The sequence below is a fragment of the Bacillus sp. Bvel1 genome (genome assembly GCF_014872755.1).
Taxonomy (GTDB): Bacteria; Bacillota; Bacilli; order Bacillales; family Bacillaceae; genus Bacillus; species Bacillus velezensis.
This window is the reverse complement of sequence record NZ_JAAOBZ010000006.1, coordinates 391,858-408,860: the sequence shown is the minus strand read 5'-3', so window position 1 is coordinate 408,860 and position 17,003 is coordinate 391,858. Positions and strand designations below refer to the sequence as shown.

General features: G+C 47.8%; 13 protein-coding genes. 4 read left to right on the top strand and 9 right to left on the bottom strand.

Going from position 1 to position 17,003, the window contains the following annotated elements:
* Positions 1–38: 38 nt before the first annotated feature.
* From HAP68_RS06250 to HAP68_RS06225, 6 genes are all read right to left on the bottom strand, one after another.
* A complete protein-coding gene (locus HAP68_RS06250) occupies positions 39–1,658 on the bottom strand; it encodes a peptide ABC transporter substrate-binding protein (RefSeq protein WP_024085202.1) in 1,620 nt (539 codons plus the stop codon).
* The gene (locus tag HAP68_RS06245; protein WP_184123309.1) at positions 1,655–2,683 is read right to left on the bottom strand and encodes an ABC transporter ATP-binding protein; all 1,029 of its coding nucleotides are present in this window, start codon (positions 2,681–2,683) and stop codon (positions 1,655–1,657) included. The genes HAP68_RS06250 and HAP68_RS06245 overlap by 4 nt, the downstream gene beginning before the upstream one ends.
* Before the next feature lie 5 nt (positions 2,684–2,688).
* Entirely contained in the window at positions 2,689–3,636 is a 948-nt protein-coding gene (locus HAP68_RS06240) for an ABC transporter permease (protein WP_024085201.1), read from the bottom strand.
* 5 nt (positions 3,637–3,641) lie between these two features.
* A complete protein-coding gene (locus HAP68_RS06235; RefSeq protein ID WP_014304864.1) occupies positions 3,642–4,568 on the bottom strand; it encodes an ABC transporter permease in 927 nt (308 codons plus the stop codon).
* 14 nt (positions 4,569–4,582) lie between these two features.
* The gene (locus tag HAP68_RS06230; RefSeq protein ID WP_007407248.1) at positions 4,583–5,407 is read right to left on the bottom strand and encodes a M55 family metallopeptidase; all 825 of its coding nucleotides are present in this window, start codon (positions 5,405–5,407) and stop codon (positions 4,583–4,585) included.
* Positions 5,408–5,562: 155 nt separating this feature from the next.
* On the bottom strand, positions 5,563–7,122 hold the full coding sequence (locus tag HAP68_RS06225) for an MFS transporter (RefSeq protein WP_024085200.1): 1,560 nt from the start codon (positions 7,120–7,122) through the stop codon (positions 5,563–5,565).
* A gap of 288 nt (positions 7,123–7,410) precedes the next feature.
* Here HAP68_RS06225 and htrA point away from each other — a divergent pair, with 288 nt between their 5' ends.
* Complete coding sequence (htrA, locus tag HAP68_RS06220; protein ID WP_024085199.1) at positions 7,411–8,760, top strand: serine protease HtrA; 1,350 nt, start codon at positions 7,411–7,413, stop codon at positions 8,758–8,760.
* Between the two features lie 363 nt (positions 8,761–9,123).
* On the opposite strand, the gene HAP68_RS06215 is transcribed toward htrA, so the two are convergent.
* The 3 genes from HAP68_RS06215 to HAP68_RS06205 form a co-directional block, all read right to left on the bottom strand.
* Entirely contained in the window at positions 9,124–10,095 is a 972-nt protein-coding gene (locus HAP68_RS06215; protein ID WP_003154790.1) for a glycosyltransferase family 2 protein, read from the bottom strand.
* Between the two features lie 11 nt (positions 10,096–10,106).
* Positions 10,107–12,248 carry a glycosyltransferase family 39 protein gene (locus tag HAP68_RS06210; protein ID WP_024085197.1) on the bottom strand — a complete coding sequence of 714 codons (2,142 nt, stop codon included), beginning with the start codon at positions 12,246–12,248 and terminating at the stop codon, positions 10,107–10,109.
* A 183-nt stretch (positions 12,249–12,431) separates the two neighbouring features.
* Entirely contained in the window at positions 12,432–13,382 is a 951-nt protein-coding gene (locus tag HAP68_RS06205) for a ring-cleaving dioxygenase (RefSeq protein WP_024085196.1), read from the bottom strand.
* Between the two features lie 323 nt (positions 13,383–13,705).
* Here HAP68_RS06205 and HAP68_RS06200 point away from each other — a divergent pair, with 323 nt between their 5' ends.
* The 3 genes from HAP68_RS06200 (at position 13,706) to HAP68_RS06190 (ending at position 16,936) form a co-directional block, all read left to right on the top strand.
* Complete coding sequence (locus tag HAP68_RS06200) at positions 13,706–15,022, top strand: APC family permease (RefSeq protein WP_003154801.1); 1,317 nt, start codon at positions 13,706–13,708, stop codon at positions 15,020–15,022.
* Positions 15,023–15,307: 285 nt separating this feature from the next.
* Positions 15,308–15,925, top strand: a complete 618-nt coding sequence (locus HAP68_RS06195; protein ID WP_003154804.1) for a DUF47 domain-containing protein — start codon at positions 15,308–15,310, stop codon at positions 15,923–15,925.
* Positions 15,926–15,937: 12 nt separating this feature from the next.
* Positions 15,938–16,936, top strand: coding sequence for an inorganic phosphate transporter (locus HAP68_RS06190; protein WP_003154805.1), 999 nt, complete (start codon positions 15,938–15,940; stop codon positions 16,934–16,936).
* The last annotated feature ends 67 nt before the right edge of the window (positions 16,937–17,003 follow it).

The following is a 17,003-nucleotide window of genomic DNA, read 5'->3' as shown; positions in this document are numbered from 1 at the left end:
TTAACGGCAAAAGAGCGGCATATGTTTCCGCTGTAAGATCAGGACTTTTCCGCCCATTTCAGATCAATGTAACCGACGGGGTGCCGGACAATGCCCTTCACGCCGCTGTTCTGCAGATGCACCTGATTGTAAAAGTAAATCGGAATGATCGGAGCCTCGTTCATGAGCAGCTTTTCCGCTTTATGCATGAGCGCAAAACGTTTTTTGGCATCGGCTTCCTGTTTTGCCTGCTTGATGCAGCCGTCGTATGCCGCGCTTCCCCAGCCGGTGCGGTTCATGGAATTATCCGTTTGGAAAGCCTCAAGAAAACTGATCGGATCTGCGTAATCCGGTAAAAATGAGCTTTGAGAGAACTGGAACTTCAGTCCTTTCTGCTCTTCTAAAAAGACGTTCCATTCCATATTGGCGAGCTTAACGTCTATACCGAGCACACTTTTGAGCTTCTGCTGAATCGCTTCCGCTATTTTCTTATGCTCCGGTTTTGTGCTGTATGTCAATGTAACGGCGGGCAGCTTGTCATAATGCTCTTCTGCCATGCCTTTTTCCAGCAGTTTTTTGGCTTCTGATTCATCCGGAGTTAGTAAACTGCCGCCCGCTTCGCGGAAATCTTTCCCGTCAGGCTGAGTAAATCCCGGGGATACAAAGGCATGTGCCGGCTTTTCACTGTTTTTGGTCACATAATCCGTGATTTCTTTCTGATCAATCGCTGCCGCGAACGCTTTTCTGATCTTTTCATTTTGAAACGGCTCCATTTTAACGTTAAAACGATAGAAATAGAGTCCGGCCTGATCCCACGTGCGGACATTTTTTCCTCCCATCAGCTGCTCGCTCAGCTCTGCCGGCACAAAGGCGGTATCCAAATCCCCCGACTGGAACATCTGATAGTCGGTATTTCGGTCACTGACCATCGCCCATGTCACTTTATCCAGTTTCACCGTCTTTTTATCCCAATACGTCTCGTTTTTGACCATCGTCATGCTGTCGTCATGCTTCCATTCCGTCAGTTTGAACGGCCCGTTGCCGACAAAAGTTTTTGCTTCAGTGAACCATTTCGGATCAGCCTTGGCGACCTTCTCATTAATCGGGAAATACGCCGGATTGGACACGGCGCTCAAAAAATAATCCTGCGGGGCCGCCAATGTGACGACAAGCGTTTTTTTATCCTTTGCCGTGACTTTCACGTCTTCTTTTTTGCCTTTTCCGCTGTTAAATTCTTCTCCGCCTTTGATCATATAGCCGAGAAAAGCGGAAGATGCGCCCGTTTTCGGATCGAGCATCCGCTTCCAGGCGTACACGAAGTCTTCCGCCGTGACGGGATCGCCATTTGTCCATTCGGCGTTATCTCGGATATTGAAGGTATATGTCAGCTTATCAGCGGACACCTTCCAGCTTTCCGCCATGGCCGGTTCGGGCTTATTATCTTTTCCGAGCCTCGTCAATCCTTCCATGATGTTATTCAGCGGCTGCCAGGAAACATTATTAAATCCGATCGGCGGATCAAGTGAGGTCGGCTCATTTTCGTTATTGAGCCGCAGCACCGTCTCTCCCCCCTGTTCTTTTGCTTTGCCGGGTTCTGTCCCCGCCTGTTCATTGGCTGTACAGCCCATCAGAGCAAACGAAACAACAGCAATCACACCAATCGCCCATCTCTTTTTCATTTCAATCCCCCTTTTTCCTCTGCTGCAGTCAGCTGCTGCTTCAGCCGCTCTGCACGGTGATCCTGAAGCCAGCAGCTGACGATATGGCTTTTGGATTTCACGGTTGTTGCCGGGTATACCTTTTCACAGACGATCATCCTGTCCGGGCAGCGGGCGGCAAACGGGCAGCCCGGCGGCGGATCAAATAAATCAGGCGGCGTCCCGTCAATCGGCGAAAGCTCACTATCTTCCATATCCAGCCGCGGCACTGAACGAAGCAGCCCCTTTGTGTATGGATGAGCCGGACGGTAAAAAATATCATGCCTCGTGCCGATTTCGGCGATTTTCCCCGCATACATAACGGCGACTCTGTCGGCGGTCTGAGCGACGACGCCGAGATCATGGGTGATCAGAATAATAGACACGCCTGTTTTTCTTTGAATCTTCTTAAATAATTCAAGGATTTGTGCTTGAATTGTCACATCAAGAGCCGTTGTCGGTTCATCGGCGATCATAATTTCCGGCTCGCAGATCAGAGCCATCGCGATCACGATCCGCTGCCGCATGCCCCCGCTTAATTGGTGGGGGTACTGCTTCAGGCGGGATTTCGAGTCCGGGATACCGACCAGATCCAGCATGGCGAGAACCTCGGATTCAGCTTGTTTTCTTGTCATGGCGCGGTATTCCAACAGCGCTTCTGAGAGCTGATCCCCTATGGTCAAAGTCGGATTGAGCGCCGTCATCGGGTCCTGAAAGATCATAGAAATATCGCGCCCCCGGATTCCCCGCATTTCCCGATCCGACATTCGGCAAAGGTCTTTCTGTTTAAATTGTATGCTTCCGGATTCAATCTTTGCCGAATGTTTCGGAAGAAGACCCATCACGGCTTGTGACGTCACGCTTTTTCCGCATCCCGATTCACCGACGATCGCAAACGTTTCACCTTTATATAAATCGAAGCTGACGCCTCTGACGGCTTTTACAGTGCCTCCGTATGTTGAAAAAGTAACATGCAGATTTTGAACGGAAAGAACTTGCTGCGCCATTTTTCCTACCTCCTCAGTTTCGGGTCTAACGCGTCCTGCAAGCCGTCTCCAAGCACGTTAAACGCGTACATCGTTAAGGAAATGAAAAAAGCGGGAAAAAACAGCCGCCACCAATGGCCTGATAAAATCGCCGGCAGCCCGTCGTTTGCCATGACTCCCCAGCTTGCAAACGGCGCCTGAATGCCGAGTCCGAGAAAACTTAAAAATGATTCCGCAAAAATCGCCGCCGGCACCGTCAGCGTCATTTGGACAATAATGGCTCCCATCGTATTCGGCAGCAGATTTTTCTTAATGATCCGAAATGTTTTCGCTCCAAATGTTTTCGATGCCAATACGTGTTCATCATGCTTCATCCTCAGCACCTGCCCTCTCACAATCCGCGCCATGCCGACCCATCCCGTCACTGTCAGAGCGACGATAATGGAACTGAGCCCCGGCCCCATCAGCACCATTAACAAAATGACAACGAGCAGATAAGGCAAACCGTAGAGAACCTCGATGATTCTCATCATGGCGCTGTCTGTCCGGCCCCCTTTGTAGCCGGCGACGCCTCCGTAGATAACGCCGATCAAAAAGTCGATCAGCGCCGCCATCACACCGACAAATAAAGAGATCCTCGCTCCGTACCACGTTCTTGTAAACACGTCCCGGCCAAGTTCATCGGTTCCGAACCAGTGTGAAAAAGACGGCGGAAGATTCTGCTCGGCGAGCGTCTGCCTTGTCACGCTGTGCGGTGATATCAGCGGGCCGAACACAGCCGCTAGAAACAGGCAGCATAATATCACAAGTCCGGCCATCGCCAATTTGTTCTTTTTAAGCCGCCGCCACGCATCCTGACTGTAAGACAGGCTCGGACGCTTGACCGACTCGGTTTCACCCTTTCTTTCCGCGCCCGGCTGAAACCAGTCATCAGGCACTTCTGTGTGTTTTACCGTTTCTTGCGGGAGATTCATCAGGATCACCCTTTCTTATGAAGTTTTATGCGCGGGTCTAACAGGCCGTATGCCAAATCAACCAGAAACAGCAGGACGATCAGAATCACACTGTAAAATACGGTCGTTCCCATGATGACCGGGTAATCGCGCTGATTGATGCTTTCTACGAAATATTTGCCCATTCCCGGTATGGCAAAAATTTTCTCGATGACGAAACTGCCCGTTAAAATACTTGCGGCAAGCGTCCCGAGTACTGTCACAACAGGCATAAGTGCGTTTTTCAATGCGTGTTTGATCACAATTTTGACGGGAGAAAGCCCCTTTGCTTTTGCCGTGCGGATGTAATCCTGAGTCAGCACTTCGGCCATGCTTGATCTTGTCAGCCGCGCGATAATGGCCATGGGACCGACGGCAAGCGCAACAGTCGGCAGAACCATGTGAACGGGACTCGTCCAGGTAGCTGCCGGAAACCATTTCAGATGAACCGCAAATTGCTGAATCAGCAGCGTAGCCATTATAAAATTCGGAATGGAAATCCCGAGCACCGCAAGGCTCATGGCCGCATAATCGAGAAAGCCGCCGCGCCTGAGAGCGGCCGTTATGCCGAGCGCGAGTCCGGAAATCACAGCGATGATGATCGCCGTTATCCCAAGCTCGAAGGAGACGGGAAATCCGCGTTCAAGCATGGCGTTTACACTGTCTGACGGTTTTTTGATTGAAGGACCGAAATCAAAGGTAAGAATGGATTTTAGATAGATGGCGTATTGAGTGATAAGAGGTTCGTTCAGATGGTAGTAGGATTCAAGATTTCGCTGGACCGCTTCGTTTGTGCCCCGCTCTTCGTTAAAAGGCGAGCCGGGTATCACTTTCATCATGACAAATGTCAGAGTGGTGATGACGAGGACGGTCATCATCATGGCGATAAAACGTTTGATAAAATACCGCAGCAATGCCGTTCACCCCTTTAACAGAATGTTGTTCTCATAGCGAGTTCTGTCATGACGAGCATGGCCTGATAGGCTTCCGGCATGTCTTTTGCCTGAAATTGAACGATTGTCGTTCCCGGGATGATTTCTGTGCCCGGCATTAAATGGGCCCATTCAGCCTGTCCGTAATTGGCAAATTCAATGCCTAATACAGGTCTTTCAGGCGGAGTCAGCGGTTTGACCTTATCTTTATTTTTGAGCGCATAGGCTGTTTTTTCCGTCAGGAGCCGTCCGGCTTTTTGAGGGGACAGGCATTTGACCGCAGTTCTTGAAATGGTTTGTTTGACGGCGGCAGTCGTCACATTCGGGATCAGCTCCTCCGCCTCTTTTGCGGCGCAATCATCTCCGGCAGCCATGATGACCGGGACATCGTAAAATCCGGCGAGATAGGCATTTAACCCCAGTTCACCGACAGGCTTATCATTTATGTAAAAGTGGCGGACGCCGAATATCATGCTGTGCGACATGACGCCCGGCATCGACGCTCTCGCATGATAGCCGATAAACATCACACCTGAATACGATTCATCAAGCCCCTGCATCATGGAAAACGGCTTGACATCCCCCGTAATCAGCTCTGCCTCAGGGTGAAGTTTTTCCGCGAGCAGATTATTCATCTTTGAGTGGCTGTCATTCACGGTCACTTCCGTGCATCCGTTATTAAACGCTTCTGCGATGCACCAGTTTGCTTCTTCGGTCATCAGAACCCTGCCGCGCTCATAATTGTGCATGCGGGAATTGACAAATGTTTCATCAGGCAATCCGGAAATCCCTTCCATATCCACAGATAGATACAGTTTCATGTAATGCCTCCTTTTTTATTTAAAATTTCGATATTAAATTATGAATATTCTAACAAATTATATTAAAAAAGGATGAAACATGCAATATACCATTCTGCCATTATGGGAAAAAACAAACCCTTTTCACCGGGAAAAGGGTTTGCTGATAGAAAAAGTTACATACCGTTTTTGTTTATAGGGTGACCCCGAAACTGTCTGACCGCACTTCTGTATTCGCGATCGGGAATGACCTGATGCCTGATCGGTCCAGGATCCTGCGGCGAAGGCTCTTCATCCGCCTGCTTACGGACGGCATGCGGTTTATGCGCCAGCTTATGTCCCATGCCGGTCGCATTCATGACAAATGATAGACACACTAAAAGCAAGCTTAAGATGAAAGCAATAAGAAACAAATCGCTGTATGTCCCCATCAGCAGGTCATGCGGCGATTGTGTGCCGCGCGCGCCCCGAAGCATGCCGGAAGCATCTCTTTTCGTAAAATACCCTATTAAAACAGGTGCGCCCATATAAATGAACAGCCTTAAAAACTGAACGGCCGTCATGCGTTTCACCAGTTCCGGAAGCGGTCCGCCCAACGCGGCGCCCATCAGTCCGGCTGCTACGATAAGCCCTGTCCCGGCCGCCAGCATCACGAAAAGCGCCGCAAATAGAATAAACGGTATATGATGACCCGACGTCATCCATTGGAAATTCACGAACACCAGTATAACAGAGCCTGTTATGCCTAGCATGCCCGGGCCGACTTTATCATATGCTAATGCACTGATAACAGCGGCGATGGCCACGCCTCCCAAAAGGCTCGCATATAAGAATATCAGTTGAGTTTGTGACATGTGATATGCGGTCTGAAGCTCCCCGTGAAATGCAGAAAGACTGACCGCTATGGAAATACTGCCCGCAGCGATCATGAAAACACCCAAAATCGGCTTTGGAATCAGCATAAGTTTAATCGAAATCAGCGCATGTTCGTTTCTGTACTGCATAATCAGCAGGATCAGCAGAATGACGATGCTTCCTCCAAATCCCGCCAATGTCTGCCATGATGAAAAGCCCCATTTCGGCAGATGAATAAAAGTATAGGCGGTCAGCACGGCTGATCCACCCGCTAACAGAAAACCGATGCCGTCAAATGGAGATTTTTCAGTATTTTTATGAGCGTCATCCCGCAGCCACATATAACTGAAAATGAGGCCGAAAAAAGACAGCAGGCCAAAAATGCCGAACAGCCAATGCCAATGGCCGGCGCTTGCCGCCGCCGTGCCTAAAACGGTCCCCAAAATGACGGACCCGTAAAATCCGCTGATTAACACAAATAAGGCGTAATTCCGGCGTTCAATCGGAAACGAAAGCACCAGCATCGGGATCATAATCATCAGCATAGTGCCCGCCGCAGCTCCCTGTAAAAAACGGCCCGCGGCGAGCGGATAAATATCATTTGTCACAGCAGCAAGCAGCGCTCCGATGACACCCGCGGCCATCGAAATCATATAGACAGGCCGGGAGCCGAATCTTTTTCTTAAATACGGCCCCGCCGGCACGAATAAGGCAAATGCCATATTACCGATAATAATCGGATGAAAAGAGTCAAAGTTTTCCCCGCCGACCGTCTGCCGGACAAGGCTTTGGACAGCCGAAAGAGCGGTATTCGACATCAGCCCCGGCCCGACAGCCAGCACAGCAAGCAGAGAAATGATCCAGTGATGTTTTTCTTTCATTTGACAGCTCCTTTCTTAACTATTTGACAAAGTGAAAAAGCTAACAGATTTCCCCCATTAGCTTGACAGAATTTTTTATATCTTTTCATGTGAAGGATTGAACATAATATCCCATTTATTATTTCAAATCCGATGGAAATTGTCAATATAAAGCGCCGCCGTCCGATTTCGTCTTTTTCACAATTTCCCACAATCTTTTCATTATTATCCCACACTTTTTGTTTAAGATGGAGTCAGTAATAATAGGCAAATCATGCTATGATGAAATAGAGAAACGGAGTGAACATGATGGATAACTATCGTGATGAAAATCGGACAGACCAAAAAGAACAGGAAGTCCTTTTAGTAAAAGAAAACCCGCAGCCGGCCGGATATTCCGAGCCGGACGAGGACAAGAAAAAACGAAGCTTCGGCTGGTTCAGACCGCTTCTCGGCGGAGTGATCGGCGGAGGGCTCGCCCTCGGCATCTATACATTTACGCCGCTTGGAGACCATCAGACTCAAGATACTTCCAATCCGGCTCCCGCTCAGGAAACGTCATCGGTAACCGCCAAGCAGACATCTTCTGATTCCGGCAGCGGCAAATCGGCAAACAGCTCATCGGCAAATTCAAGCAGCATTTCGAATATGGTGGAAGACATTTCACCGGCGATCGTCGGAATCACCAATCTGCAGAAGCAGCAAAGCAGTTCCGATTTATTCGGATTCGGATCAAGCTCGGATTCAAACTCTAATGCATCGGGTGATGATGCGGAAACGGGATCGGGTTCAGGCGTTATTTTTAAGAAAGCAAACGGCAAAGCGTATATCATTACGAATAACCACGTGGTCGAAGGCGCCTCTTCCCTTAAAGTGTCATTATATGACGGCACCGATGTAACAGCTAAACTCGTCGGCCGTGATTCGCTGACGGACTTGGCCGTATTAGAAATCAGTGATAAACACGTAACAAAAACGGCAAGCTTCGGCAGCTCATCCGCTCTCAGAACGGGTGAATCCGTCATCGCCATCGGTGATCCGCTCGGAAAAGACCTTTCCCGCACCGTCACACAGGGCATCGTGAGCGGCTTAAACAGAACCGTCTCGATCTCTACGTCAGCCGGTGAGTCAAGCATCAACGTCATCCAAACCGATGCCGCCATCAATCCCGGAAACAGCGGCGGACCGCTCTTGAATACAGACGGCAAAATCATCGGCATCAACAGCATGAAAATCAGTGAAAATGATGTAGAAGGCATCGGCTTTGCGATTCCGAGCAACGATGTAAAACCGATTGCCGAAGAGCTTCTCACGAAAGGACAGGTGGAGCGCCCTTATATCGGCGTGAGCATGATCGACTTGGAACAAGTGCCGCAAAACTATCAGGAAGGCACACTCGGCCTCTTCGGCAAACAGCTGAATAAAGGCGTTTATATTCGTGAAGTGGCGCAGGGATCACCTGCAGCCAAAGCCGGATTAAAAGCAGAAGACATCATTATCAGCTTAAAAGGGAAAGAAACTGACACGGGCAGCGAACTTCGCAATATTCTCTACAAAAATACGAAAGTCGGCAGCACCGTTGACGTGAAAATTATCAGAAACGGCAAGGAAATGACGAAAAAAATGAAACTGACTCAAAAAGAAGAAACATCTTCTTAACAAAAATCCAAGGCAGCCGCCTTGGATTTTTTATATACAGATGAAACTTTAGGCCTGGATCAGCCGTATGACTCAGTGTACAAAGGAGGATACATACACATGAAACAAACCGGACTTTTGCTGGTCGTTACCGGCCTGATCTTGCTGCAGCTGAGCATTCAGCTTCCTCAGCAAAACGCTGCTTGGGGAATGACGCTTGGTGCAAGCATTTTACTGAAATTTTTCGTGAACCGGACTGATCATGCGCTCTCTGCACACCCAGACCGGCCGCAGATGAATAAAAAAAGCCGCGGGACATTCTGTCATCCCGCGGCTTTTATTTTACATAAAAGCACCCTGTCCGCTGGCCGGACAGGGTGTTTGTTAAGACATATGCTGGTCCCGATAAATCTTTTCGTTTTTCATACCGTACGCTTTTTGCACGATATAGAGCGGACGATCTTTTGCTTCGTCATAAATTCTTCCGATATATTCGCCGATCATTCCGAGCATTAATAGAACGATGCCGCTGAATAACAGCTGTATCACAATCAGAGAGGACCAGCCCGTAATGGTGCTGTCTGTAAAAAGCTTCATGTATAAAACGATAAACATATAGAGAAAACCCGCTCCGGACATGAGCATTCCCGCATAGCTTGCCGCCTTGAGCGGTTTATGAGAGAACGTTGTGATCCCGTCCATGGAAAGCTTCAGCATTTTTTTAAGCGGGTATTTCGTTTCCCCCGCAAGCCGCTCATCTCGTTCATATTCTACAGCAGTCTGCTTAAAGCCGACCCAGCTGACGAGTCCTCTGACAAAAGGATTTTTTTCTTTTAATCTTTTCATCTCATCACAGACTTTTCTGTCCAGCAGGCGGAAATCCCCGGTGTCGAGCGGAATATCAATATCAGTCACGCTCCGCAGCAGCCGGTAAAACAGAGAAGCCGTCTGTTTCTTGAAAAAGGTTTCTCCCTTTCGTTTCGTTCTGACGGCGTACACCACATCGTAGCCTTCTTTCCACTGCTCAATCATATCAAGGATTAATTCAGGAGGGTCCTGCAAATCGGCGTCAATGACGGCGATTGCATTCCCCTCTGCATAATCCATACCCGCTGTGATCGCGATCTGATGTCCGAAGTTTCTGGAAAAATCAATAATTTTCACTCTCGGATCAATCAGACTTTGCTCTCTTAAAATCTCAATACTGCGGTCTTTGCTCCCATCATTGACAAAGATCAATTCATAATGCTCTTTTGTTTGATCCATGACTTCTTTCAGGCGCTGATAGGTTGTCTGAATGACGAGTTCCTCGTTATAAACCGGGACGACTATTGAATATTGAATATGTCTGCTCATGTTTTTTCCTCCTATTCATCAGATTGAAGTTCGTATAGTGAAGCTGACTGATTCATTCCGCCCGGCCCGCCGCTCATTCGGCTGTTTTTACCCGCGGCCTTGCTGCTTTTTGTATCAGCTGCATCATGATTTTTCGTTTTCTGATCTGTGCTTGATTGCCATTTGTATGAAGATACTTTCTTTCCGGTTTTCTCAACCCATTCAACAATATCGTTGTTTCCGCCTTTGCCCATTCCGGATGTTAAGAAGTATTTTACTTTCCCTTCTTTTACGAGCTTTTTAAATTGAGTCAGCGTAATGGCCGGGTCAGACCCGCTGAATCCGCCGATCGCCATGACCGCTTTTTTCGTTTTTATAATGTAAGGCGCCGCTGTGTTGGAATCGGTTGCAGCAAATAGATAATCCGCTCCGGCGTTATGTTTCTCTAAATAGTTGATCAGTTTTGTATTGACAGATGCGTTATCCATTCCCATGCCTTTTCCGCCTGCTGACGCAAGCTGAGGGCCTGTTTCAGGCAATGAGCTGTTGCCTCCGTACAGAAGCGGTGTGCTCGCCCAATAAATCGGCATCACCATCAAGACGAGAAGGGCTGCAAGTGAAACATAGTAACTGAGCGGTTTTTGGCGCTGTTTGAATACGAACAGGGCGATTGCCGCCACTGCGCCGAGAACGCCTGCTCCGATGCTCCAGCCTGCGCCGATTTGATCATTGTAGTTTCTAAGGATAAACAGCTCAAATCCGGTAGTCACAAGAATAGCGGCCGGCAATAGCCAAGTTTTCCATCCCGCCTGCTTGCGGTACAGATGAACGAGGGCGACCCATCCCGCACCGGTAAGAGCAGCAATCGGAGGCGCCAGCATAATGAGATAATAATGGTGGAAAAATTCCGCCACACTGAAGAATCCGGCAATCGGCACAAGCCACGCTGCCCAAAAGATCGTTTCCTTCTGTTCTGCTGATAATCTTCTTCTTTCTCTCGCTCCGGCGATCAATAAACCGGCCAGTCCAAAAATCGCAAACGGCAGGAGCCAGCTGATCTGATCAGATAATTCTTGTTGGAAGAGTCTCAGCGGACCGGGTGTTCCCGTACCGAACATTCCTGACCCTGACTGCATTTTCGAGCCGGTGCCTGTACCGCTTTTTCCTCCGCCAGGACCGCCTTTGCCGCCGTCTCCGCCGCTTGGAGGGCCTCCTTGACCGCCGCTTGGCATTTGTCCGTTAGATGGAGGTGCCGTCATACTGCCGGTTTGTGTTTTGTCTCCGCTTGCTGACTGGCCGGGCGGTTTTTGCATTTGTGAAGAACCGCCGGAAGAAGACATCTCTTTCGATGCGTTTCCGTCGGGCCCGCCCTGGCCGCCGCCGGAACTTTGCCCCGTCAGCCGCTGAATCCCGTTATATCCGAAAGCCAATTCCAATACGGAGTTTGTCTGGCTGCTTCCGACATATGGCCTTTTGCCGGCAGGAATATTGTCAACAATGAGCGGCCATGACAATGAAACGGCTGCTAATACGGCCAGCGCGCTTACCAGTGAAATGATTTTTTTCTTAATCGCGGTATTTGCCGCCATCATATAGAACAGCAAGAAGGCCGGTAAGATCATATAAGCCTGAAGCATTTTTGTGTTAAAGCCTACTCCGACGACAAAAAATGCCGCCAAAAGCCAGATCAGTTTTCCTTTTCGAATCGCTTTAAAGAGAAGCCATGTGGCGAACAAGAGGAAAAAGACCAGTAAAGCATCGACATTGTTTGTGCGCGCTACGGCTACAGCAATCGGTGTACACGCCATGACAAACGAAGCGATGCGCGCCGCCGTTTTTCCGAACGTCGGCTTTATTAATAAGTACATGAATAGAACTGAACCTACCCCCGCCAATGCCTGAGGCAGGATGACACTCCACCCGTGCATACCGAATATCAGCGCGCTGATCGTTTGAATCTGGTATGTAACAGGCGGTTTATCTACCGTGATAAATCCGGCTGCGTCAAATGAAGCGTAAAAGAAATTATGAAAGCTTTGAAGCATACTCGTTACCGCTGCGGTGTAATAAGGATTCACCGTATCGTCATTCCAGATGTTGTACATATTCAAGAATGCGGAAGCGAGTAAAATGAGGATTAAGACTGCGTCTATCTCGCGTTTTTTCATTTTCACCTGTGTTTTCACTCCTTTTGTTTAACTTTGAACAAGTGTAACAACCAAATGTGAAAAATTTATTAATAAACAAAGACAATTATTTTGCCGTTTACAAATAGGTAAAAAGAATAACAAAACGGGTAAAAAAGCAAAAAAAAGATGCCCCCGTCAAGCCGGAAGGCATCTTTCATTATTTCTGATTTACTGAATCGGTTTCAGCCGCGCTTCTATTTCAGAACGGCGGTGTTCGAGATAAGGCGGGAGCGCAACCGTTTTGCCTAGCTCTTCAGGTTTTTCATCAACCATAAATCCCGGACCGTCCGTTGACAATTCAAACAGAATTCCGTTCGGTTCCCGGAAGTACAGCGCTTTGAAATAATAACGCTCTACAATGCCTGAGTTGCTGAAACCTTCTTTCGTAATGATGCGGTGCCATAAAGCAAGCTCCTCCTCATTCTGAACACGGAAGGCCACATGGTGCACGCTGCCTTTTCCAGGACGCTCGCGCGGAAGATCGTTTCTTTCAATGAGATGGACTTCTGTACGCGCGCCACCGTTTCCGGATTCGAGCACCGTAACCGTGCCCCGGTCTTCATGTGTTTCTTTCCCGATTTCAGTGAAGCCCAGCACATCGGTTAACACACGCAGCGTCAATTCTGCATACGGGACGGTCAATTCAACGGGACCAAGACCGCGGAAAGAATATTCTTCCGGTATGCCGCTTTGCTTCACCGCTTCACCGATGTCTTTTCCTTTTTCGTCAGCTGTCAGCACAAGCCGCTGTCCTTCATGATCCTGAAAAGCGAGTGTGTCTCTGCCCGCTATTTTCACGATCTCACCGTGAGAGACCTGATGCTCTTCAAATCGTTTTTTCCAATATTGAAGCGCTTGTGCATCCGGAACACGCAGGCCGATTGAAGAAATACTGTTTGTCCCCGCATGGAACGGCGCGATCCGCGGAATCTCGAAAAACGTCAATTCCGATCCCGGATTGGCTGATTCATCACCGTAAAATAAGTGATACATCGTCGGTTCATCCTGGTTTACCGATTTTTTCACAAGCTTCAGCCCCAGGATATTTCGATAAAAATCTAAATTTTTCTGCGCATCAGCCGTCAATGCTGATACATGGTGTATTCCATTAACTTTCATTATGTTATCCTCCAGTCAATTATCTCGATTTCGAGATATTTTATATATACAATTTATGTTATCCGGATCGTAAAGTCAACCCATCTGCTTCACAGACGGTCTGCAGACTGCCGCTCTCAAAATAACGAACTTTTGATATTAAAAAAACCATTAATGTTCGCTTTTAAAACAGTATTTTTTCCTTCTCAAAAGCATAAACCTTTATCTTTTAGGCAAAACACCAAAATCAGAAAATTTATTTTATTCGTGTTTCAGCAATTAGGGTTTACAATATGGAAAATAGTTTTTTCAGCATAACGATTTTACATCTGGAGGGAAAGGATATGCAGATTGAAGAGAATGGACTTAAAAAAGAGATCGGCCTTACCATCGCCCTCTCACTTGTTATCGGCACCATCATCGGTTCCGGCGTATTTATGAAACCAGGCGCCGTGCTTGCCTACTCCGGTGATGCGAAAACCGCGCTTATCGCGTGGCTGTTAGGAGGCATTTTGACGCTTGCCGGCGGCTTGACCGTTGCGGAAATCGGCACTCAGATTCCGAAAACGGGCGGACTTTATACATATCTGGAAGAAGTGTACGGCGAATTTTGGGGCTTTTTGTGCGGATGGGTTCAAATTATCATTTACGGCCCCGCCATTATCGGAGCAATCGGCTTGTATTTCGGCTCTTTGATGGCGCACTTGTTCAATTGGGATTCCGGCTGGTCTAAATTAATCGGGATTTCAGCCGTTTTGTTTTTAAGCATCATTAACATTATCGGAACGAAATATGGCGGCATCGTACAGGGAATTACGACTGTCGGCAAATTGATTCCGATTATCTGCATGATCGTGTTCGGCCTTTGGAAAGGCGATCAGCATATTTTCACAGCCGTCACAAGCAGCATGTCGGAAATGAATTTCGGCGCCGCCATACTGGCCACCTTGTTTGCTTATGACGGATGGATTCTGCTTGCGGCACTCGGCGGCGAAATGAAAAATCCGGAAAAGCTGCTCCCGAGAGCGATGACGGGCGGACTCTTGGTCGTCACCGCCATTTATCTTTTCATTAACTTTGCGCTGCTGCACATTCTTCCTGCGACCGACATCGTCAAACTCGGTGAAAATGCGACCGGCACCGCTGCCGGAATGCTTTTTGGCGACATCGGGGGAAAATTGATCAGCGTCGGAATCATCGTCAGCATCTTCGGCTGTTTAAACGGAAAGATTCTCGCTTTTCCGCGTGTCTCGTTTGCGATGGCGGAACGGAAACAGCTGCCGTTTGCCGGACAGATTTCGCGGGTGCATCCGACATTCCGCACCCCGTGGATTGCCGTGTCATTTCAGATCGCGCTGGCCATTATTTTCATGATCGCCAGCAATCCCGATAAGCTGTCTGAGATCTCTATTTTCATGATTTATATTTTTTACGTCATGGCTTTTTTCGCCGTGTTTATCCTCAGAAAAAAAAGCGGCGGAAAACCGCGCGCCTACAGCGTGCCTTTGTATCCGATCATTCCTGTTTTGGCCATCGCGGGTTCACTGTTTGTGCTGATCAGCACGATCATTACAGATACACTGAGCTGCGCGCTGTCCCTCTTGATCGGCCTCGCCGGGCTGCCGCTTTATTTTTGGCTGAAAAACGGCAGAAAAAACTGACAAAAACGGTTCCTTTTACGGGAGCCGTTTTTTTTCTGGCAAAATCACGTGCAAAAGTTGACAGCAAATTCACATCTTTTGTTATACTTTTTAAGCAAGATGTCTGAATTCGAAGTATGTTACGTTTTTTTGGCGAAGTGGGTAACATAAGAAAAACAGGATGAGACACGTTTTTACGAAAAAATCAAGAGGCGTTTTTTTCGACTTTATCTGTTTTTTTTCGACAAAAGGCTATATAATAATTTGATGTGTGCATTGTCTCATTCAAACAATGGAGGGTTTTTAATGATAAAAAGAAAAAAAGATAAGTTCTCACTCCTTTTAACAGAAATCGCAAAAAACATAGACGAAACCGCAGAATACTTTGTCAACTTTAAAGTGACGAACCAGACGACTTTAAAGGAATTTGCCGATACGTTAAAAGAGTTTGAAACAAAAGGAGATAATCATGTTCATGTCATGATTAAAGAGCTGAACAAAGCTTTTATCACTCCCATTGAACGTGAAGACATCCTTGAGCTGACAAACAGCCTCGATGACGTGCTTGACGGAATCGAACATTTTTCAGCAATGATGGAGATTTTCTCGATCACTTCTTCAGATGAGCATATCGATAAGTTCAGCGGATACATCAGAGAGTGCGCGAAGGAAATTTTAATCACGATTGAGCTGCTTGCAGAAAACCGATTGAAGGACATTCACCCTCACGCCATTAAAATTAAGGAATACGAGCACAGCTGTGATAACCTGCACCGTAAATCATTAAAAAATCTGTTCGGCACAGAAACCGATCCGATTAAAGTGATTCAGTACCGCGAGATTTACGAAACGCTTGAGGAAATTGCCGACTCTTGCCAAAGCGTTGCCAATAACCTTGAAACCATTATTATGAAAAACGCGTAACGAGGGGTTATAATGGATACTCTATTACTTTTAACGATATTAATTGTCATATGCGCTTTGGTATTTGACTTCATTAACGGATTTCACGATACCGCAAACGCAATCGCCACCTCAGTTTCGACAAAAGCGCTGAAGCCGCGGCACGCAATCGTCATGGCCGCCATCATGAACTTTCTCGGAGCGATGACATTTACCGGTGTGGCGAAAACCATTACGAAGGACATTGTGAATCCTTATACATTAGACAACGGGTCAGTTGTCATTCTGGCGGCTCTACTCGCCGCAATCGCCTGGAACTTGATCACATGGTATTTCGGCATTCCGAGCAGCTCTTCACATGCGATTATCGGAGCGATCGCCGGAGCGGCCATTGCAGCGTCAGGTTTTGCGACGCTTAATTATAAAGGGTTCATTAAGATTATCGAAGCACTTATTTTATCGCCGATTATCGCCTTTGTTCTCGGCTTTATCGTATATTCGATCGTGAAGCTGATTTTTAAAGACAGCAATCTGGCGAAAACAAATAAACGCTTCCGCAGAGTGCAGATTTTGACGGCTGCCATTCAATCCTATACACACGGAACAAACGACGCGCAAAAAGCGATGGGTATCATTACGATGGCGCTTATGACGGCCAATTTACATAAAAGTGATGCCATTCCTTTTTGGGTGCAGCTCTCTTGCGCCCTGGCAATGGGTCTCGGCACATCCATCGGCGGCTGGAAAATCATTAAAACCGTCGGCGGAAAAATTATGAAAATCCGTCCGGTAAACGGCGTATCTGCCGACTTAACCGGCGCAGCCATTATTTTCGGGGCCACGTTTATTCATCTCCCTGTCAGCACGACGCACGTCATTTCGTCTTCCATTCTCGGTGTGGGCGCTTCCCACCGCGTAAAAGGCGTAAACTGGGGAACGGCTAAACGGATGCTTATTACATGGGTCATCACCCTGCCGATTGCAGGTACACTCGGCGCCATCGCCTTTTTCATCTTAGATCTCTTTTTCTGATGACATCCGCTTCTTTACAGAAGCGGTTTTTTTTGTGACAGGAAAATGATGTCATGACATAGAATGA

Bases quoted from the DNA above. Each gene is read 5' to 3' on its own strand.
- HAP68_RS06250 (WP_024085202.1), bottom strand. From the start codon at position 1,658: ATGAAAAAGAGATGGGCGATTGGTGTGATTGCTGTTGTTTCGTTTGCT.
- HAP68_RS06245 (WP_184123309.1), bottom strand. From the start codon at position 2,683: ATGGCGCAGCAAGTTCTTTCCGTTCAAAATCTGCATGTTACTTTTTCA.
- HAP68_RS06240 (WP_024085201.1), bottom strand. From the start codon at position 3,636: ATGAATCTCCCGCAAGAAACGGTAAAACACACAGAAGTGCCTGATGAC.
- HAP68_RS06230 (WP_007407248.1), bottom strand. From the start codon at position 5,407: ATGAAACTGTATCTATCTGTGGATATGGAAGGGATTTCCGGATTGCCT.
- HAP68_RS06225 (WP_024085200.1), bottom strand. From the start codon at position 7,122: ATGAAAGAAAAACATCACTGGATCATTTCTCTGCTTGCTGTGCTGGCT.
- htrA (WP_024085199.1), top strand. From the start codon at position 7,411: ATGGATAACTATCGTGATGAAAATCGGACAGACCAAAAAGAACAGGAA.
- HAP68_RS06215 (WP_003154790.1), bottom strand. From the start codon at position 10,095: ATGAGCAGACATATTCAATATTCAATAGTCGTCCCGGTTTATAACGAG.
- HAP68_RS06205 (WP_024085196.1), bottom strand. From the start codon at position 13,382: ATGAAAGTTAATGGAATACACCATGTATCAGCATTGACGGCTGATGCG.
- HAP68_RS06200 (WP_003154801.1), top strand. From the start codon at position 13,706: ATGCAGATTGAAGAGAATGGACTTAAAAAAGAGATCGGCCTTACCATC.
- HAP68_RS06195 (WP_003154804.1), top strand. From the start codon at position 15,308: ATGATAAAAAGAAAAAAAGATAAGTTCTCACTCCTTTTAACAGAAATC.
- HAP68_RS06190 (WP_003154805.1), top strand. From the start codon at position 15,938: ATGGATACTCTATTACTTTTAACGATATTAATTGTCATATGCGCTTTG.